An 18,466-nucleotide genomic window follows, 5' to 3' on the forward strand; every position below is an offset into this window, starting at 1 on the left:
AATTCACTCCGCACCTGGAGCCGTTGCCAGCAGTGTGCCATGTGCCGTCTCGAAGGAACACGCCACTGTGCACTTTTCAGAGTGGGTCTTGCCAAGGTGTTCCCGGCGGGGCGATAGTGGATGGCGTGACTCCGCCCGCGCCGTTACACACAGCTGCCGCCGAAGCCCCTGTTGGCATGACCGCCGACGCGTGGGCCGAAAGCGGCTCCGAGCTCTGCGTCAGCTTCTCGCTGGTGCCACGGCCGGGCTCCGCCGCACAGGCCAGACGGATGGCGAACGCCCAGCTTCTGGGCTGGGACATAGGCGAGGACTGCCGCGACGCCGCGGCCCTCGTGGTCTCCGAGCTGGTCACCAACGCGATCGTGCACACGGCGAGTCACCGGATCGTCTGCGAGCTCTGCACCAAACCCGGGTCACTGCGCATAGCTGTGCGTGACGATGGATACGGATCGGGTGTCCCGCGGCCCGCCCAGGAAGGGCCCGACACCGATGAGGAGCACGGGAGGGGATTGCTTCTCGTCGAGGCGGTGAGCAACGCGTGGGGCGTGCGTGACGAGGGCCCCGGCGCCAGTCTCACCGTATGGGCGGAACTGCGGGCGTGACGTGACAGAGGGTGCGGGCGTGAGGACGACGTGGACAGGGGGCGTGTGAGCGCGGTGACGGTGCGGCGGCTGTTGGACCTTGACACGCTGGTTCGCCTCGAACGGAGGCGGTCCGCCGCCGCCTCCCCACCCGCGCCGACACGGCTCGCCGTCCCGGCCGGGATGACCCAGCCCCTGGGGTGCGACGCGGTCTCGGTGCCCGCTCGGTTCGGGCCCCGGCTGATGGCACGGCTCCCCCGCGTGGGGTGCGTGTACGAGGAGGCGGGGGACGCCGAGAACGCCGCCGCCGCGCGGTGGTGGTGGATCGTCCCCGCGGACTCCGATGTCGCGCTCGAATGGCCTTCCCCCGCCTATTACGCCGCGGGGGCCGTGGTGCCGGGCGCCCGGCGCGCTCCCTCACTCATCCACAGCCCGTCCGGGGGCGAGGTCCCCTACACGCCGCCGATTCCGCTGTATCTGGCGTGGTGCAGGGCCACGGGGACCACGCCGGGGTGGTCGCGGGCGGTACGGGCCTAGGCCTTCTCGGGACGCCGGCTCGCTCATCCCGCAGGCCCGCCGGAAGCAGCGCACGCACATCCAGTGCCGCTGCGCCATCCGGGTCGTATCCGGCGGGCGCGATCAGCGTCACCGCTCGATGCCGAGCGCGTCCAGGAGCGGTGTCGGTCACGGAGAACTCCTTTGCCTGCGCGGTTGCGGAGTCGCTTGCATGGGGTATGGCACTGCGGCCCGGGTGAAGCGACAACCGTTGCCCGGGGTTGCGATCCCGCACACCACACGCGCAAACGGAGAAGGAGAAGAAGACGAACCACAAACAGAACAACTCCCGTAAAGGCACCGGGACTTCGGAATCGGAGAAGCTGCTCTTCGGCGGGCCTCTGCGCTACGACACCGGCTGGGCCCAGTACGAGGAGGCGTTCCTCCAGCTGGGGTTCCGGTCCATGCTGAAGCGGCTTCCCGCGCTGCTCGCCGCCAGCTTCCGGCTCGCGTGGCAGGCCGACCGCCCGGCGGCGCGCATCGTCGTCACCGCCGAGGTGGGCCGCGGCCTCGCCCAGGCGGTGAGCCTCCTCGCGGTCAACAGCGTGCTCGCGCGCCTGCTGACCGACGCCCCGATCGCCGACCGGCTGCGCGGCGCGGCGCCCGCCCTGGTGACGGTGGCGTCCGTGCTGTTCGTGGCCGCGCTGCTGCGCGCGGCGTCGACGTACGCGACGGGGCGTCTCGAACCGAAGGTCGAACGCGTCGCCACCGAGCAGTACCTGGAGAGGGCGGCCTCCGTGGAGCTCTCGGCCATCGAGGACGACGCGTTCCACAAACTCCTCGACACGGCGCAGTACGGGGCCGCGTCCGCCCGCCGCATGATCGGCATCGCGACACGCGTGGTGAACGCGATGATCTCGCTGATCGCCGCGGCGAGCGTGCTGACCGTCCTGCACCCCGCGCTGCTTCCGCTCCTGGTGACGATGACCCTGCCGAGCGCGTGGAGCGCCCTGACGATCGCCCGGCGCCGCTATGTCTCCTTCCACGCGTGGGTGCAGCACGCCCGCGCGGGCCGCCTCATCGGCAGTCTGCTCACGGAGGAGCGTGCGGCACCGGAGATCCGGGTGCACGGCGTGGGTCCCTTCCTGCTGCGGCACTTCCGGTCCATGTCGGAGGCCGCGGAGGAGGAGCAGGCGCGCCTGGCACGCCTGGCCGCGCGGACGGGTCTGATCGCGGCGGCCTGGACGGGCCTGGCCACCGCGGCGACGTACGCGACGCTCGGCGGCCTGATGCTCGCCGGGGCGATGGCGCTGTCCGTCGCGGGCACCGCCGTCATCGCGATCCGTACCGGCGCGTCCAATCTCGACACACTCGTCGTGGAGATCAACTCCCTGCACGAGGACGCCCTGTTCGTCGGCGACCTGGAGCGGCTCTTCGTGGAGGCGGCGCAGCGCGAGATCCCGGTCGGCGGCGCCGAACTTCCGCCGGAGCCACGGGAGATACGGTTCGAGAACGTCACCTTCCGATATCCGGGTGCCTCGGAGAAGGACGCGCTCAGCGATGTCTCCCTCACCCTGCCCACCGGGAAGATCGTCGCCCTCGTGGGCGAGAACGGCTCCGGCAAGACCACGCTGGTGAAGCTGCTCGCCGGTCTGTACGCGCCGAAGGGCGGCCGGATCATGTGGGACGACGTCGACGCGGCGAGCGCGGACCGGCAGCAACTGGCGGAACGCATCGCGATGGTGGCGCAGGACTTCAAGCGCTGGCCGTTCACGGCGCGCGTGAACATCGCGATCGGCCGGTCGTCGGTGCCGCTGACGGACGACCGGATCGGCGCCGCGGTCGAGGAGGCCGGCGCCGATGACGTCGTGGCCGATCTGCCGCGCGGGCTCGACACGCTCCTCGCCCGCGCGTTCACCGGCGGGCACCAGCTGTCGGGCGGTCAGTGGCAGCGGCTCGGCATCGCGCGCGCCGCCTACCGGCGCGGCAGCATCCTCATCGTGGACGAGCCGACGGCGGCGCTCGACGCCCGCGCCGAGCTGGAGGTCTTCGAGAAGATCCGGGCCCTCGCCGGCACGGGCCAGACCGTCATCCTCATCACCCACCGCCTGGCGTCGGTGCGCCACGCCGACCTGGTGCATGTCCTGGACGGCGGGCGCCTGGTGGAGTCGGGCACCCCGGACGAACTCCTGAGGACGGGCGGTGTCTACGCGGAGCTGTACGCGCTGCAGGCCGACCAGTTCACGGCGAAGGTTCCCTCACCGAACGGGCACGCCGAGCGCTGAGGGGCGCGGGCGGCTCTATGCCGCGGCGGCTATCTCCGGCAGGTCGGTGACAGCGGACTCGCCCGTCACGGGCTCGCGCACGATCACCAGGAAGGCGTCGGACGCGAGGTCCATCACGACCTCCGCCCGCTGTCCCTCCATGCGGCGGGCCCGCGCGAAGTCCTCCGCGGGCCACGATCCTCGCGGCCCACCGGCCGGAAAGCGTTCCAGTACGACTCGGCTGTTCATCATCGTCCTTCTGTTCCCCCGTTGGCAGTCCTCATGGACTCTTTCGGAGAAGAACGCGCTGTGGGGTGGAAAGGACTCGCAACGTGACGGACCTGACACCTGGTTGTACCGGTTCCTCACATCTCGTACTCGTCGTGATACCTGAGCCGGTCGCTGCCCGCGGGCGCCCCGAGCCCCGTCGCCCGGCCCTTGGGCTCCTCCCACTCCTCCTGCCGGCCGAGGGCGGTGAGGTCGAGCAGGCTGGAGTAGGAGGCGATCCAGTCGGTGCCGCGGGCGTACGTCGAGTACGTGTGGAAGACGCGGTCGCCGTCCCGCAGGAAGCAGCTGAGGCCCGGCTGCTCGTGGGACTCCTCGCCCGCGTCGACGGTGGCGTCGAAGTCGTGGTTGAAGTCGCTGCCGTGCGAGGAGTACCACGGCACCGTCCAGCCCATCCGGGCCTTGAAGGGCAGGATCTTGGTGAAGGGCGCGCGGGAGACGGCGATGAAGTTCGTGCTGCGGGCCCGCAGATGGGCCAGGTGTCCGATCTGGTCGAGGAAGGCCGAGCAGCTGCGGCAGCCCGCGTCCCACTCCGGAGCGAACATGAAGTGATAGACGATCAGTTGGGCGTCGCCGTCGAAGAGGTCGAACAGCGTGGCCTTGCCGTCGGAGCCGTCGAAGAGGTACTCCTTGCCGATCTCGACCATCGGGAGCCGCCGACGCTCGGCGTTGAGGGCGTCACGCGCCCGTGTCTGCGCCTTCTCCTTGACGAGCAGTTCCTGGCGCGCGGCGAGCCACTCCTCGCGCGTGACGATGTCGGGAAGTCGCATGATCCGTCAGTCCCTCCTGCGGATCCGCCCCTCGGATCCGTGCCTCTGCGAGGGGTGACCCGCGCGCTCACCGGAACTCATCGGTCGCGGCGAAGAAACTTCGGGGAATTCTTCAGCCCTCGTACTCCTGGATCCGTTTCCCGTGGCTGCGGTCGATCAGGGCGGGCAGTTCGGCGGCCAACTCCCGTACGGTCCCGGGCACGTCGACGGTCAGGAGCCGCCGGTCGCGCATCAGGATGCGCCCGTCGACGATCGTCGTGGTGACGTCCGACGCGCGGGCGCTGTGTACGAGCGTGGCCGCGAGGTCGTGCACGGGCTGGGTGTGCGGTCCCGCGAGGTCGACGAGGACGATGTCGGCGCGGCGGCCCGGCGCGAGGCTGCCGATCTCCTCGCCCAGGCCGACGGCTCGCGCGCTCTGCAGTGTGGCGTGGCCGAGCGCCTGGCGCGCGGTCAGCCAGGCCGGGTCGCGCCGCGTGGACTTCTGGACGAGGGCGGTGAGCGTCATGGACTCCCAGACGTCCAGGGTGTTGTTCGACGCGGCGCCGTCCGTGGCGAGTCCGACGGGGATGCCTATGTCGCTCAGGGCGCGCACGGGCGTGGTGTCCCAGCCGAACTTCAGGTAGCCGCGGGGCGCGGAGGCCACGGCGATGCGCCCCGTGCCCTGCTCGAGGACGGGCAGGTCGCGGTCGAGGATGCCGGTGCCGTGGGCGATGAGGACGTCGACGTCGAGCAGTCCGGTGCGGTGCAGGACCTCGATGGGGGTGCGGCCGTGGCGCTCCAGGCTGTTGTCGGTCTGGGCGTGGTTCTCGGCGGCGTGCAGGTGGACCATGAGGCCGTGCTCGCGGGCGAGTTCCGCGGTCGCCGCGAGATCCGCGTCGTCGACGGTGTACGGGGCGTGCGGCGCGAGCGAGGTGGTGATGCGACCGCCGGCCGCGCCGCGCTGCCGCAGCGCGAACTCCAGGGACGCGGCGCGTCCCGCGGGCCCCTGCGAGGAGAAAAACGCAGCGCCGAGGTTGGCGCGCAGCCCGCTCTCCGCCACGACGTCGGCGACGGTGTCCATCGCGAAGTAGTGGTCGGCGAAGGTCGTCACGCCGCCCCGGATCATCTCCGCGCAGGCAAGGCGCGCGCCGAGCCCGACGACGCGCTCGGTCAGGTTGGACTCGATGGGCCAGATCCAGTCGTTGAACCACTCGTGCGCCGGCAGATCCTCGGCGAGGCCGCGCAGGGCCACCATCGGCGTGTGCGTGTGGCAGTTGATCAGACCCGGCAGGGCCGCCTGACCACGGGCGTCGATGCGTTCCGCGGCCTGGAGTCCGGTGACGTCGGGGGTAGTGGTGACGGCGTCGATGCGACCGCCGCGTACGACGACGGCGGCGTCGTCGAGGAACCCGATCCGGCCTTCCGTGTCGTGGACGAGGGCCGTGCAGCCCGTGATGACGAGATCGGCGGGGCCGTGCGCGGGAGGCGGCGTCATCTCTTCAAGGTACGGGGAGTGCGCATCCCGTGCCCTGTCGCGTCGCCGGATTCGCGGGCACGCTGACGTCAACCCGCCGACCACGCCGAACAGTTGGAGCCCGCCATGCTCGTCGGCACCTGGAACCTGGAGAACCTCTACCGGCCCGGCGGAAAGTTCGGGCCCACGGACAAGGCCGCGTACGAGGCGAAGCTGGCCTCCCTCGCGGCGACGATCACGGCGCTGAACCCGAGCGTGCTCGGCGTGCAGGAGGTCGGCGACCCGGAGGCCCTGTCCGATCTGGCCGGGATGCTGGAGGGCACCTGGCACACCACGCTCTCGGAGCACGCGGACGAGCGCGGCACCCGCGTCGGCTTCCTCAGCACGCTGCCGGTGTTCGTCGTGGCCGACGAGGTCCGCTTCCCCGAACCGTTGCGCCCGGTGCAGTCCGGCGACGCGGGCAGGCCGGTGACACGGGCGGGCCGCGGGGTCCTCGCGGTGACGGTGACGACGCGCGCGTTCTTCTTCGACGTGGCCGTCTGCCACCTGAAGTCGAAGCTGCTCTCGTACGGCAACGGCCGGTTCCAGCCGCGGGACGAGGGCGAGCGGGCCCGCTTCGGGGCGTACGCGCTCTACCGGCGTGCGGCGGAGGCCACGCTGGTGCGCTCGCTGTCCGACCGCCTCCTGAAGGGCGACGGGCGTCAGCACGACGTCGTCGTCCTCGGGGACCTGAACGACGAGGTGTCGGCGGCGACGACACAGATCCTGCTCGGCCCGCCCGGCTCCGAGATCGGCACCCCCGGCTTCGACAAGCCGGACAAGGGCGACGCGCACCGGCTGTGGAACGTGGCCCCGCTCATCCCGCCCGAGCAGCGCCACTCCCGCGTCCACGCGGGCCGCCGCGAGCTGATCGACCACGTCCTGGTGAGCCGCGGCTTCCTGAATCTGGTCAAGGGCGCGGGCACGGGCGTGCCGGGTCCGGCGGCGACCGCGCTGCCGTCGGTGGAGGACGGGGATCCGGCGCAGCGCCGGGACGCGAGGGGCTCGGACCACGCGCCGGTGTGGGTACGGATCGAACGCTAGGGGTCCTTGGGGACCTTCCGACGGGGTCCGTGGGGGTGATCAGGCGTCGGCCTCAGCCCGTCGCGGCCGTCGCCGACTGCTGGCGCCGCCAGGCCTGTTCGAGCCGCAGGGTGTCTTCGAGGACGGTGTCCTCCACCATCCGCCCCCAGCGGATCCTGGCCCACTGGATGCCCTCGTTCTCGTACGGGCTGCCGTCGGCGAGGGTTGCCTCGATGCGCAGCCGGACGACGACGGTGGTGCTCCAGGGCCAGCCCGCGACGACCACGTCGGTGAGGCTGAGCCGCATGCCGGGGATGCACCGCCCCGCCCGCTCGAACCAGTCGGCGAAGGCGTCGCGCCCGCGCAGATCGGCGCCGAGGACTCCGTCGCCGACGAAGCGGAACCTCAGGTCGGGGGCGGCCATGGCGACGGCGGCGGCGCCGGAGTCGCCCCGGCCGCTGCCGGCGGCACGCCAGAGGGCCCGGACTTTCCTGCGGACGATGGCGTGATACATCGGGGCACCTCCGGTGACCGGGTGGCTTGCCATACGCAAGTGACCAGCACCGCTCACCGTAGGGCGGTCCCTTGCACATCGCAAGTGAGTACTCTTGGCGCCATGAGAGGCGAACGTTTTGCCCGGATGCACTGCTCGGTGGCGCGCGCGGCGGCCGTGACGGCGGACCAGTGGACGGTGCTGATCCTGCGCGACCTGTTCCTCGGCCTGAACCGCTACGAGGATCTGCGTGCCGACCTGGGCATCGCGACGAACATCCTGGCGGACCGCCTGGACCACCTGGCCACCGAGGGCATCGTCGAACGCCGGGCGTACCAGGAGCGGCCGGTCCGCCACGAGTACGTCCTGACCGCCGCGGGCCAGGAGCTCTACGGCACCGTCCTGACCCTGATGACCTGGGGCGACCGCCACCGCTCCGACGGCGCCGGGCCGCCCCTGCGCCCCGTCCACGACACCTGCGGCCGGCCCGCCGACCCCCGCGTGACGTGCGGACACTGCGGCGAGGAGCTGACCCCGGAGACGGTGACGCACACGCCGGGTCCCGGTGGCCGGACGGCGCCGGGGACCGCGCTGGTGCACACGGTGCTGCGGGCCCCGTAGGTCTCGCTAGCCGCGCGGGAGCACCGTCGACAGGACGCCCGGCAGTGGGTACCAGTCCGACGAGACGATGCTGGCGTTGGCGCGCGCGAGGAGGGTGACGCGGTCGCGGGCCTGGGTTTCGGTCGGGTGCACTGCGTCGATGGCCGGGGCGACGTTGTGGGCGTCGGACATGACGACCAGATAGCGCCGGTCGGCGTACCACTTGGTGTCGATGGTGCCGCCCGCGTACGTGGACGCGTCGCCGTCGAACAGCACGAACCAGGGGCGGATCGTCGCGTCCGTGTACCGCCCGCGCGGGTCGCCCGCCTGGGCGCCGAGCACGGCGGGGAAGGCGGCGGCATCGTCCAGGCGTCCGGCGGCCTTGAGGTCGCGCAGATGGGTGGCGTACTCGCGGTCGGTCCACAGGGTGTCCGCCGGGTTGCCCTGCTCCACGGTGCCGGGGATCAGCTCGACGATGAACTTGCCCGCGAGAGCCCCACGCCGGGGCCAGCCGTCATTCCGTACGGCGTCGTCGAGGGTGGCGTGCCCTCCGATGAGCTGGCCGGGGCGGTAGACGGCGTCGCCGAGCTTGCTCTTCAGGAGGGTGTCGAGGGCGGCGGGGCCGCGTCCGTTCCTCCCCTGGAAGCCGTCCTTCAGCTCCACTTTGAGGAGGATGGGCCGGTGACCGGGGTGGGCGTCGTGCCAGCTCCTCATGTCCGTGAGGCACCCGGCGAGGCTCTGGTTGCGGGCCTGGGTGCGCAATTCGGCCGGACTCGCGGCGTTCTCGCAGTTGTTGTCGTTGCCGACCGGGTTGCTGTGCGAGACCCGCCAGCCGCTGCCGAACACATTGGTCCACACGTCGAGTTCGAGCATGCCCGCGCCGGAGTCGAGCGCGTCCGCGAAGTACGGGTACTTCGCCTTCTCGTAGGCGTTGTGGACGCCCACGCCCGTGGTGGACGCGTACGGCGACTGCGGGGCGGGGTCGTCGGCGGCCGAGGTGGCGGTGCCGCTCGCGGAGCCCGCGGTTCCGAACGCCAGTACGCCGGCTGCCGCGACGGCCATGGCGAGGCCCGTCCTCGTACGTGTCCCGGTAGGTATCCCGGTTGGTATCCCGATTCGTGCGCTCATTCCCGCCGTCCCCTCCGCCGCTCCGGTCAAGTCCCCCGCAACGTATGGGGGTTGAGTGGCGCAGGGGAAGACGGCGACTTACGGGTGGGGAGAGATATCCAGCCGTGCGGCCGTACGGGAGGGAGCGCGGAGCGTGGCGTGTCGGCTACCGTCTGCGCCCGTTATGGATCAACGTACGCAGAGATCCACCCGCCCGTAGACCCTGATCTGCCCCCGCCGAAAGGGATCAGCCGCCATGTCCCGCACCCTCTCCCGCGTCTCCCGCACCCGTCTCGCCGTGACAGCGGCCGCCGCAACGGTCCTCGCGGTCGGCGCCCCGGCCGCGTACGCGTCGTTCGACACCGGCACCGACACCGGCACGCGCTCGCCCGGCACGACCACCACGTCGCAGATCTCCCGGGGTGACGCGTACACCGAGACGCGCCTCCTCTTCGGGACCGAGCGCCCCGACGGCGGCCCCGATGTGACCGACAAGCAGTTCATGAGGTTCATCGACGACGAGGTGACGCCGTCGTTCCCCGACGGGCTCACGGTGCAGGACGGCCGCGGCCAGTGGCGGGACTCGAACGGCAAGATCGAGCGTGAGCGCTCGTACGAGCTGATCCTGCTGTATCCGACGTCGCAGGCGCACAAGCGTGACGGTCTGATCGAGGAGATCCGCGAGGACTACGTGAAGAAGTACGCGCAGGACTCTGTGGCGCGGCTCGACGACCGGGTGCGGGTGGACTTCTGAGACCCGCGCTGTCCGTGGCCCGGCGCTCGGGGGTCACGCCACCGCCGTGAGCTCCAGTTCCGCGAGCAGCGCGTCGATGCGCTCCGCGTGCCGCCGCGGCAGGCGTCCCGTGTCGTCGACGTGCACCGCGCAGGCGGTCGTGGTGTCGACGAGGCGTTCGAGGGTGGCCGCCACCTGTTCCGAACCCCGGGAGTGCCGGGCCAGGGCGGGGAGTTCGGCGGCCGCCAGGTCGATCGCGGCGCGGGCCTCGGCCAGCGTCCGGTAGGCCTCGCGCCGTAGGGCCCAGCGGGTGGCGCGGTGGTCGGTGCGGTGGTTGGGATGTGCGCGGTGATCCGCGCCCGTCGGGCCGGCGGTGTGGGCGCCGCTCAGGACGTGGCGCAGGTAAGCGGTCGCGCACGCACGGGCTGCCGCGAGCCGGTCCTGTACGCGACCACCGCGCCGCACGGGCCACGGCAGGCGCAGATGCCCGACGAGCAGGACGATGCCGCAGGCGAGCAGCGTCTCGCCGATCCGCCCCCGGGCGGCCTGCGGCTCCCCGCCCACCATGACCAGGGCGAGGACGAGGACCGTGACGACGGCGGTCTGGGCGGCGAAGTGCCGGGTGGCCACGGGGATCAGAGCACCGCACACGGCGACGACGGCGACGAGTCCGGCCGGGCGTGGCAGCAGGGCGGCGAGCGCCGCGAAGAGGACGGCGCCGATGACGGTGCCGAGGGCGCGGCACAGGACGCGGGACGCCAGCGGCCCGAGGTCGGGCTTGACCAGGAAGACTGCGGTGGCGGGCAGCCAGTACCAGTGCGGGTGCTGCAGGGCCTGCGCGACCGCGGCGCTCGCCCCGAAGCAGAGCGCGACCCGCACGCCGTACTCGCGCCCACCGGGCCCGGCCGCCGTCCGCAGTACGTCGACGGGGCCGCGCCGCCTGCCGTGCGGGGGCCGCGCGGTGCCGCTGTCGAAGGCTTCGGCGGCGTGCAGCAGCGCGTCGTCGAGGGCGCGGAGCCCGGCGCCGGAGCGGGCGGGCGCGGGCAGCGGACCGCTGGGGACGCTGTCGCGGAGGGCGGCGGCGAGGCGGCGCGGACCCTCGCCCGTGCGGGGCGGGAGCGGTTCACCGGCCCAGGCGAGCGCGGTCGCCGCCTCGCCGAGGGGCAGCGCGGCGAAGTACTGCGCGTGCAGTCGCCGCTCGGCGGCCGAGGCGGCGCGCCTGCGCAGACGCGGCCCGGAGAGGGCGTCCTGGGCGTGGTCGAGCGCTGCGGTGAGGGCTGCGCGGCGGGCGGTGGAGTCGGCGGTGCCCGCGGAGTCGAGAAGCGCGGCGACGGCTTCGTAGACCGCGGACACGGCGGCGCGTTCGCCGTCGAGGCGGTAGGGCCGGGCGATTCCCTTGCGGCTGCCGGGCGAGGGCAACAGAAGCCGCAGGGCAATCAGCCACGCGGCTCCGCCCAGGAAGAACAACGCCCGCTGCCACCCGGGTTCGGGCAACGGCATCCCGGCTCCGACGGCGGCGGCGACAAGCAGCTGCGTACCACTGGCGGAGGCAACGGGCCCCACAGCGCTGAAAGCACCGGCGAGGAGTCCCAGCAGGGCGAACACCACGGGAAGCAGATACGGCCCTCCCCCTGCCTCGACGACGCAGGCCCCGAAAACAAGCCCACCCGCACCGGCAACCGCGGGCACGCCGAGCCGCCGCACGGCGACCCGCCGACTCCCGGGCCGGTCGTTGATCCCGGCCAGCATGGCCCCGAGCGCGGCCACGACCCCCACGGAAACCCGCCCGCAGAGCACCCCCGCACCCAGCAACGGCCCCGCCGCCAACGCCCCCCGCACCACGGCATGCCACGGCACGGGCCCCCGCTGCGCACGCAGGGCATGTCCAAGCCACGGCGGAAGGGAAACTGCGGGCGGGATCACCGGACTCACCGTGCTCCTGTGTCGTCATCGGGCGTGCATGGACGGATGGACGCCGCCGGACGACATCGGCCTGGGCTCGTGATCAACCGTAAACGCCGACTCTGGAGAAAGAGGAACGGGCGCGTTGCGTCGATGTGACGGTTAACGAACGCGCGACGGGCGAAGAGGGGCGAAGGAAGAGGGACGAAGACGGGCGAGGAATCACCGGCGGCGGCATCCCGGCGGCGCGCGCGAATTGCGCCCGGAATCTCAACTAAACGGCACCAGAGCCTAGTTGTCCGTCATATTCGTCGGCACCATTGTCTACATGAGCAGCGGCTTCGGACTCATGCCACCGTCACCTCCCCCCTTGCCGCCGGTGAGGCGACGCAACACGGTGCTCAGGCTCTACGACGCCCCGCTGTACCGGGACTGGGCGGCCTGGACGACCGCCTTCATGGTGGTGATGACGGCTTTCGCCATCGGAACGAGCGACGAACCGCGCGGCATGCCCGCATGGCTGGACACTTTGCTGGCCACCATCACGCTCACCGCCTTGTTCGGCGTATTACCGGCGTGGATTCGGCTTTGGATCAGACGGAGAAGATGGCGTACGCACGGCGCATTAACGAACGCGCATCCGAACCGCACGTTCGCACCTCTACCGGTCCAGGGAACGCAGGCCCCCGCGGAGCCCGTGGCCAAGGACGTACGAGCCCCGTCCCACCCCGCTCCCGCGTCCGTATCGCCTCCGCGCAGGGACAACTCCGACCCGGTGAACACGTCCCGGGTACTGACTCGCGCGAGGCAGACCCTGCCGCACCCGGTCGCCCGCTCCGTCCGCGCGCTCCAGCAGGCGGACACCCCCAAGGACCAGTACGAGGCGATGCTCGACGCCGCCGAGAACCTCGCCCTCACCGTGTGCGTCACGGCGGCCGCGCTGTTGCACCAACCGGGCAGGGACGCAGGGTCTGGTGTCCTGTCCGAGCTGAGGAACGCTTATGTCGGACGGGGTGCCATGTTCGGCACGTGGACAGTCGGTCTCCACCGGGTCTGCGACGAGGCCACGGAGCACCCACAGCTGTTGCCCGCGCCATTCTCCTCAGGCGTGGCGGACATGGTCGACGACCTCAGCGCTCTGAAGGCCGAACGGAATCGCACCGCCCACGGCGACAAGCCGCTCAGCCAGCCCGAGTCCGCGCTGCGCGTGGCGGAGTGCAAAGAATTCCTGGAACACGCCCTGCGGGCAGCCCAGTTCCTGGAAGAAATTCCCTGGCTGTGCATCGCGTCGTGTGACTACCGGCAGAGAACGCGGAACTTCCATGTCGTGGCGCGGAACGCGACCGGCGACCACCCTGTCTTCGAACGCCAGACGTACGAGTGGAACGAGCCCGTCGCCGGCGACGCGTTCTACTTGCTCGCCCCGGAAGGCCGGGTGCCCCTCTCCCCCTTCGTCACGTATACGTTCTGCCCCCAATGCAGGCAGACGGAGACCTGCTACGCCTCACGCGTCCCGAAGCGCGAAAGCCACGCAACGGTCAAGAGCTTCAGCCGGGGCCACGAGATCACCGTGCCGGAGCTGGGTGATGAAATCCGCGGGTTGCCGAGCCGAAGGTGAGGCATGCAGCAGAGCAGTTCTGGGCCGGGAGTTTCCGTGTATCAGCGCACCCTGCGCGAGGCGACAAGGCGTTGCCGTCATCCGCCGCCCTGTGGCTCCCCCGAGCACAGCGGGCAGCGGTCCCTGCCGTCCCAGCTGGACCAGCCGAACTCCTCGGGTGAGAGGGACTGGCCGTCGAGTTCCTTGCGTACGGCGACGCGATAGCCCCAGACGCTGCCGATGTACGGGTGGTAGGCGGCGTGGAAGGCGGGTGATGTCTGCGTGGCGCCGGTGGCGACCGCCTTCCTCAGTGCGCGGAGCCGCTCGAACATCACCTGTCCCGCGCCGGCCACCGCGGAGCTCGCGTCGATGAAGAGTCTTTCCCGCACCTCGTAGATCTTGGCTTCCGTCAGTGCCGCGCGCGTGACCGCGTCGAGGTCCCCGCCCTCCCCGGCGTCTTCCCCGGCGCCTCCCGCCGCACCAGGCCCCTGCGCGATCTGCCGCAGCCGCGAGTGACACCCCTCCGCGGCGCTGATGAACTCGATGTAGACCGCTCTCCGCCGCTCGTTGAGGCCGCGGTCCGCCTCGTGGCGATGACGCAAGTGGTCGGCCAGAACCGTGCCGGTGATGGCGATGAAACCACCGCCCACCGCGGCGACCAGCGTCCCCCAGTCCACAGCTCCCCCACCCCCGGTTTCGTCAGCAACAGCAGTTACGACGTCAAGTCGCGGACCACTGTGCCCTACGGTCCCACCATCGCCGTCAGAGCCCCCACCGGATCCGCGTCCGCCTCCCCCTCCGGCCACCAGTCGTCACGGCCCGGCTCGCTCCGGTACGGGTACCAGCGGGCGTCACGGCCGAAGCGGAGCTGCAAGGAGCCCTGTGCGTCCGTGAGTTGGTTGCGGTGGATCGTCATGCGGGGGAGGTCCGCCGCGAGCAACGCGCCCCTCGCCCGGTCGAAGGGGCCCGCCGGAGGGTCCCACGGGGACTCCAGGACCGCCAGGCCCTCCTCGCCGCCCTGGCGCCAGGCCGCCGCCGCGCGGGCGAGGTCCGCCGGGGTGTGGTCCACCGACTGGGCCAGCTCGGCGAACTGGCGGCTGAAGCTGCGGCGGCCCGTGAGGCCGGGGTGGGAGGCCGCGAGGCGGACCGCGTCGTGCCAGGGGTCGGCGGTGGGAAAGGGGTCCGCGCCCGTGGTCAGGTGCGCGTGGGCCCGGTTCGCCGTGTCCGTGGCCAGGAACTCCAGGGAGGTGGGGCTGGGAGCGCCCGGGACCGACGGGAGCAGCGGGGGTTCGCCCGGGTGGGCGGGCGCCGCCGCCGGAGGTGGGAGCGGGGGGCGGTACTGCGTGGCAAGGACGTCCCGGGCCAGGGTGCCGGGGAGCGCTGCGGTGGTCGTACCCCGCGTGCCGGGGGCCTGCTCGCGCGCCGCCTGGTGCGCGTTGCGCTGGGCCAGCTCGTCGAGCAGCTCCTGTTCGTCCCCGCCGCGCAGGAGCAGGAGCACGAAGGGGTCGGCGTCGAGGAGTCGGGCCGTCTGGTAAGTGAGGGCAGCCGCGTGCTTGCAGGGGCGGCCGTGATCCGGGCAGGTGCAGGAGGGTACCAAGTCGCCCGGACCCGGCAGGAGTTGGACCCCGGAGCGTTCGGCCGCGTCCACCAGCGCGTGCGGCATGTCCTTGTCCAGGAGCGCCGCGATGTGCGCGGGTTCCGTGGCCACCGCGTCCAGGAAGCGGTCCCAGTCCTCGGGCGCGAGGGTGCGCATACGGATCTCGGCGCGGTAAGGACGCGGGCGGCTTCCGTGTACGTACGCCACGATGCGGCCCGGCGCCACCGTGATCGTGTCGACGTGCCCCTCGCGGGCGTAGGCCCGGCCACGGGTGAGCCGTCCCGCGTCGAGCGAGGTCCCCTCCAGTGCGCCGATCCACGCGTTCCCCCACCAGGAGGTGGCGAACGGCGCCTGCAGATCGGAGTGTTGGGGCAGCGGAGGAAAGACGCGCCCGCCCGCACGCCCGCCCCTCACAACACCCTCCGCAACGACACCAGGTCCGCCAGGTCCGCGTCCGACAGCTCCGTGAGCGCCGACTCGCCGCCCTCGCCGAGTACCGCGTCCGCCAACACCTGCTTCGCCGCCAGGAGTTCGGCGATGCGGTCCTCCACCGTGCCCTCCGTGATCAGGCGGTGGACCTGGACCGGCTGGGTCTGGCCGATGCGGTAGGCGCGGTCCGTGGCCTGCTCCTCCACCGCCGGGTTCCACCAGCGGTCGTAGTGAATGACGTGGCCCGCACGGGTGAGGTTGAGGCCGGTGCCGGCGGCCTTGAGGGAGAGGAGGAACACGGGGACCTCGCCCGACTGGAAGCGGTCCACCATCTCCTCCCTCCGCTTGACCGGCGTACCCCCGTGCAGGAGCTGGGTGCCGATGCCGCGCCCCGACAGGTGCGACTCGAGGAGGCGGGCCATCTCCACGTACTGCGTGAAGATCAGTACGGAACCGTCCTCCGCCAGGATGGTGTCGAGGAGTTCGTCGAGGAGCTCCAGCTTCCCCGAGCGCGAGCGGCCCGCGCGCGTGGCGATCGCGCCGTCCTTCAGGTACTGCGCCGGGTGGTTGCAGATCTGCTTGAGCGCCATCAGCAGTTTCATGACCAGGCCCCTGCGCGCGATGCCCTCGGACGCCTCGATGCGGGCGAGCGTCTCGCGTACGACCGCCTCGTAAAGCGACGCCTGCTCGCGGGTGAGCGTCACCGGGTGGTCCGTCTCCGTCTTGGGAGGCAGCTCCGGGGCGATGCCCGGATCGGACTTCTTGCGGCGCAGGAGGAAGGGCCGCACCAGGCGGGCGAGGCGGGCCATCGCCTCGTCGTTCTCGGCGAACTCGCCGCCCTCCGCCAGGCGGGCGTGGCGGGCCCGGAACGCCTTGAGCGGGCCGAGCAGGCCCGGCGTCGTCCAGTCAAGGAGGGCCCAGAGCTCGGAGAGGTTGTTCTCGACCGGGGTGCCGGTGAGGGCGACGCGTGCCGCCGAGGGGATCGTGCGCAGCGCCTTCGCCGTCGCCGCGTGCGGGTTCTTGACGTGCTGGGCCTCGTCCGCCACGACCAACCCCCAGGTGTGGGCGGCCAGTTCGGAGGCGCTCGTACGCATCGTTCCGTACGTCGTCAGGACGAAGCCGCCGTCCAGGTCGCCGTCCAGGCTGCGGCCCGCCCCGTGGAAGCGGCGCACGGGGACGCCCGGCGCGAATCGCTCGATCTCCCGCTGCCAGTTGCCGAGGAGCGAGGCCGGGCAGACCACCAGCGTCGGCTCCGGCCTGGCCCGGTGCAGGTGGAGGGCGATCAGCGTGACCGTCTTGCCGAGGCCCATGTCGTCGGCGAGGCAGCCGCCGAGGCCGAGGGACGTCATGCGGTCCAGCCAGGCAAGGCCCCGGAGCTGGTAGTCGCGGAGGGTGGCGGCGAGCGCGGGCGGCGGGGTGACGGTGCGCAGGTCGTCGGTCAGGCGTTCCCGCAGGCGGGCCAGGGCGCCGATGGGCACCGCCTCGACGCGCTCGCCCTCCACCTCCGCCGTCCCCGTCAGCGCGACGGACAGCGCGTCCACCGGGTCCAGGAGACCCAGATCCCGCTTGCGCGCCTTGCGTACGAGTTCGGGGTCGACCAGGACCCATTGGTCACGGAGGCGTACGACGGGGCGGTGCGCCTCCGCGAGGATGTCCATCTCCGCCTCGGTGAGGGGACCCCCGGCGCCGTCGCCCTCGCCGTCGCCGTCCTCCGGACTGAGCGCCAACTGCCATCTGAATTCCAGCAGTTGCTCGGTCTTGAAGAAGTCGAAGTTGTCGGCCGCCGTGCCGGGTGCGGGGCGTACGACCGCGGTCGCCGTCAGGCCGCGCGTCAGCTCGCGGGGCCAGTGCACGGCCACGCCGGCGGCAGCGAGCCTGGTCGCCGCCGTGCCGAGGAGCTCGTACAACTCCCCTTCACTCAGGGGTAGTACGTCGGGCAGTGGCCGTTCGAGGAGGCGGCTCAGCGGCGGCCATACGCGGGCCGCGCGCCGCACCGCGAGGAGTGTGTCCACGCGGGCCCGCGGGCCGAAGTGGTCGGCGCCGGACCAGAGTTGGGACGCGTCCGCCACGAGGGTGGGGTCGGCGAGGCTGTGCACCTGCACGACGGCCGCGGCCGGGCTGGCCATGCTTTCGCCGGCACCCTCCGTCCGCCTGCCGTGAGGAACATCCTCAGGTACGCCCCCAGGTACGCCGCCGGGCCCGTCATCCGTCGCCCCGTCGAACACCTCGTGCGCCTGCAGGTCGAGCCGCAGGGACACCCGTACGCCGGCGTCCATCCCGGCAGCCACCTCCGCGGCCCACTCACGCGCGCCCGGCAACCGCTGCGGCTCGCGCGCGGCGAAGGGCGCGCCGACCGCGTGCGCGGCGGCGGGCGTACGCGGCAGGGTGTCCACCACGGCGTCGACGAAGGCCCTGACCAGGGCGAAGGGCTCGGGAAGCAGGAGGGGCCTGCTGCCGGGCAGCGGTACGGCGTGGGCCTCGGCCGGCATCGCCGCGGCGATGGCCCGCAGCTGCGTGACGTCGGCGGCGTCCAGCGGCCCCGCCCGCCACGCGTCGAGATCATCGCCGGTCAGTCCGGGCAGCAGCCTGCCCCGCGCGGCCAGGTGCAGGGCGTGCCGGGCGGCGGCGGCCCAGCAGGCCACGGCGGGGTGCGGGGACGCGGCGCGCAGTAGGAGCGGGAGGGCTTCCGCCACGGGCAGGGTCCACGCGGGGACGGTGCGCGTACGGACGCCCTTGCCGTGGGGGCGTACGACGGAGATCTCCTCGTCGACGCCACGGACCGGCGGATTCTCCCGGCCGGGCGGCACGCCCCGCCTGACGGCGCCACCAGCGGGAGAGGCCTCAGCCGCGGCTCCGGCCACAGCGACCGCATCAGCCACATCGGTCACACCGGTCACACCGGTCACACCGGCACCAGCTACTCCGCCACCGGCAGAACCGGAAAACCGGGCGTTGCCAACACCAGGCGCACCGCGCCCGGCAGCACCAGACGGCCTCGCCGCGCCGGCCGCAGGCTCCTCGCCCCCGGCAGCACGAGACAGCCTCGCCGCGCCGACTTCAGGCCCCTCACCCCCGGCAGCACCAGACCCCCTCGCCGC

At 72.2% G+C, this 18,466-nt stretch carries 16 protein-coding genes; 7 read left to right on the forward strand and 9 right to left on the reverse strand.

Annotated features, from left to right (window positions below; translation table 11 throughout):
• The first annotated feature begins 176 nt into the window (after positions 1-176).
• The 3 genes from AB0M70_RS23780 to AB0M70_RS23790 all read left to right on the forward strand — a co-directional run bounded on the left by AB0M70_RS23780 (position 177) and on the right by AB0M70_RS23790 (position 3,361).
• Positions 177-602, forward strand: coding sequence for an ATP-binding protein (locus AB0M70_RS23780; RefSeq protein WP_365822467.1), 426 nt, complete (start codon positions 177-179; stop codon positions 600-602).
• Between the two features lie 45 nt (positions 603-647).
• The gene (locus tag AB0M70_RS23785; RefSeq protein WP_365823163.1) at positions 648-1,118 is read left to right on the forward strand and encodes a hypothetical protein; all 471 of its coding nucleotides are present in this window, start codon (positions 648-650) and stop codon (positions 1,116-1,118) included.
• A 341-nt stretch (positions 1,119-1,459) separates the two neighbouring features.
• Entirely contained in the window at positions 1,460-3,361 is a 1,902-nt protein-coding gene (locus AB0M70_RS23790; protein WP_365823165.1) for an ABC transporter ATP-binding protein, read from the forward strand.
• 15 nt (positions 3,362-3,376) lie between these two features.
• On the opposite strand, the gene AB0M70_RS23795 is transcribed toward AB0M70_RS23790, so the two are convergent.
• From AB0M70_RS23795 to AB0M70_RS23805, 3 genes are all read right to left on the reverse strand, one after another.
• Positions 3,377-3,589 (reverse strand): hypothetical protein, encoded by a 213-nt coding sequence (locus tag AB0M70_RS23795; protein WP_365823167.1) that lies wholly within the window; start codon positions 3,587-3,589, stop codon positions 3,377-3,379.
• Positions 3,590-3,705: 116 nt separating this feature from the next.
• Positions 3,706-4,395 (reverse strand): DUF899 domain-containing protein, encoded by a 690-nt coding sequence (locus tag AB0M70_RS23800; protein ID WP_365822469.1) that lies wholly within the window; start codon positions 4,393-4,395, stop codon positions 3,706-3,708.
• Positions 4,396-4,507: 112 nt separating this feature from the next.
• The gene (locus AB0M70_RS23805) at positions 4,508-5,869 is read right to left on the reverse strand and encodes an amidohydrolase (protein WP_365822471.1); all 1,362 of its coding nucleotides are present in this window, start codon (positions 5,867-5,869) and stop codon (positions 4,508-4,510) included.
• A 105-nt stretch (positions 5,870-5,974) separates the two neighbouring features.
• On the opposite strand from AB0M70_RS23805, the gene AB0M70_RS23810 reads away from it, so the two are divergent.
• Positions 5,975-6,931, forward strand: a complete 957-nt coding sequence (locus AB0M70_RS23810) for an endonuclease/exonuclease/phosphatase family protein (protein ID WP_365822473.1) — start codon at positions 5,975-5,977, stop codon at positions 6,929-6,931.
• Positions 6,932-6,983: 52 nt separating this feature from the next.
• Here AB0M70_RS23810 and AB0M70_RS23815 read toward each other — a convergent pair whose 3' ends face one another.
• Positions 6,984-7,424 (reverse strand): nuclear transport factor 2 family protein, encoded by a 441-nt coding sequence (locus tag AB0M70_RS23815; RefSeq protein ID WP_365822475.1) that lies wholly within the window; start codon positions 7,422-7,424, stop codon positions 6,984-6,986.
• A 102-nt stretch (positions 7,425-7,526) separates the two neighbouring features.
• On the opposite strand from AB0M70_RS23815, the gene AB0M70_RS23820 reads away from it, so the two are divergent.
• Positions 7,527-8,024, forward strand: coding sequence for a helix-turn-helix domain-containing protein (locus tag AB0M70_RS23820; protein WP_365822477.1), 498 nt, complete (start codon positions 7,527-7,529; stop codon positions 8,022-8,024).
• 6 nt (positions 8,025-8,030) lie between these two features.
• On the opposite strand, the gene AB0M70_RS23825 is transcribed toward AB0M70_RS23820, so the two are convergent.
• Positions 8,031-9,065 carry a phosphatidylinositol-specific phospholipase C domain-containing protein gene (locus tag AB0M70_RS23825; protein ID WP_365822479.1) on the reverse strand — a complete coding sequence of 345 codons (1,035 nt, stop codon included), beginning with the start codon at positions 9,063-9,065 and terminating at the stop codon, positions 8,031-8,033.
• A gap of 301 nt (positions 9,066-9,366) precedes the next feature.
• Here AB0M70_RS23825 and AB0M70_RS23830 point away from each other — a divergent pair, with 301 nt between their 5' ends.
• Complete coding sequence (locus AB0M70_RS23830; RefSeq protein WP_365822481.1) at positions 9,367-9,864, forward strand: DUF3574 domain-containing protein; 498 nt, start codon at positions 9,367-9,369, stop codon at positions 9,862-9,864.
• A gap of 33 nt (positions 9,865-9,897) precedes the next feature.
• Here AB0M70_RS23830 and AB0M70_RS23835 read toward each other — a convergent pair whose 3' ends face one another.
• Positions 9,898-11,610 (reverse strand): FUSC family protein, encoded by a 1,713-nt coding sequence (locus AB0M70_RS23835; protein WP_365822483.1) that lies wholly within the window; start codon positions 11,608-11,610, stop codon positions 9,898-9,900.
• Between the two features lie 514 nt (positions 11,611-12,124).
• Between AB0M70_RS23835 and AB0M70_RS23840 the strand changes: the two genes are divergently transcribed.
• Positions 12,125-13,363 carry a hypothetical protein gene (locus AB0M70_RS23840; protein WP_365822485.1) on the forward strand — a complete coding sequence of 413 codons (1,239 nt, stop codon included), beginning with the start codon at positions 12,125-12,127 and terminating at the stop codon, positions 13,361-13,363.
• 77 nt (positions 13,364-13,440) lie between these two features.
• Here AB0M70_RS23840 and AB0M70_RS23845 read toward each other — a convergent pair whose 3' ends face one another.
• The 3 genes from AB0M70_RS23845 to AB0M70_RS23855 form a co-directional block, all read right to left on the reverse strand.
• Complete coding sequence (locus tag AB0M70_RS23845; protein WP_365822487.1) at positions 13,441-14,019, reverse strand: CchlQ; 579 nt, start codon at positions 14,017-14,019, stop codon at positions 13,441-13,443.
• Between the two features lie 65 nt (positions 14,020-14,084).
• Positions 14,085-15,353: an SWIM zinc finger family protein gene (locus tag AB0M70_RS23850; RefSeq protein WP_365822489.1), complete on the reverse strand. Its 1,269-nt coding sequence runs from the start codon at positions 15,351-15,353 to the stop codon at positions 14,085-14,087.
• Positions 15,350-18,274, reverse strand: coding sequence for a DEAD/DEAH box helicase (locus AB0M70_RS23855; protein ID WP_365822491.1), 2,925 nt, complete (start codon positions 18,272-18,274; stop codon positions 15,350-15,352). Before AB0M70_RS23855 ends, AB0M70_RS23850 begins: the two co-directional genes overlap by 4 nt.
• Between the last annotated feature and the right edge of the window lie 192 nt (positions 18,275-18,466).

It is taken from the genome of Streptomyces sp. NPDC051214, assembly GCF_040682375.1.
GTDB lineage: Bacteria > Actinomycetota > Actinomycetes > Streptomycetales > Streptomycetaceae > Streptomyces.

Coding starts and splice junctions, on each gene's coding strand:
- AB0M70_RS23780 (WP_365822467.1), top strand. CDS start 177: ATGACCGCCGACGCGTGGGCCGAAAGCGGCTCCGAGCTCTGCGTCAGC.
- AB0M70_RS23795 (WP_365823167.1), bottom strand. CDS start 3,589: ATGAACAGCCGAGTCGTACTGGAACGCTTTCCGGCCGGTGGGCCGCGA.
- AB0M70_RS23800 (WP_365822469.1), bottom strand. CDS start 4,395: ATGCGACTTCCCGACATCGTCACGCGCGAGGAGTGGCTCGCCGCGCGC.
- AB0M70_RS23805 (WP_365822471.1), bottom strand. CDS start 5,869: ATGACGCCGCCTCCCGCGCACGGCCCCGCCGATCTCGTCATCACGGGC.
- AB0M70_RS23810 (WP_365822473.1), top strand. CDS start 5,975: ATGCTCGTCGGCACCTGGAACCTGGAGAACCTCTACCGGCCCGGCGGA.
- AB0M70_RS23815 (WP_365822475.1), bottom strand. CDS start 7,424: ATGTATCACGCCATCGTCCGCAGGAAAGTCCGGGCCCTCTGGCGTGCC.
- AB0M70_RS23820 (WP_365822477.1), top strand. CDS start 7,527: ATGAGAGGCGAACGTTTTGCCCGGATGCACTGCTCGGTGGCGCGCGCG.
- AB0M70_RS23825 (WP_365822479.1), bottom strand. CDS start 9,065: ATGGCCGTCGCGGCAGCCGGCGTACTGGCGTTCGGAACCGCGGGCTCC.
- AB0M70_RS23830 (WP_365822481.1), top strand. CDS start 9,367: ATGTCCCGCACCCTCTCCCGCGTCTCCCGCACCCGTCTCGCCGTGACA.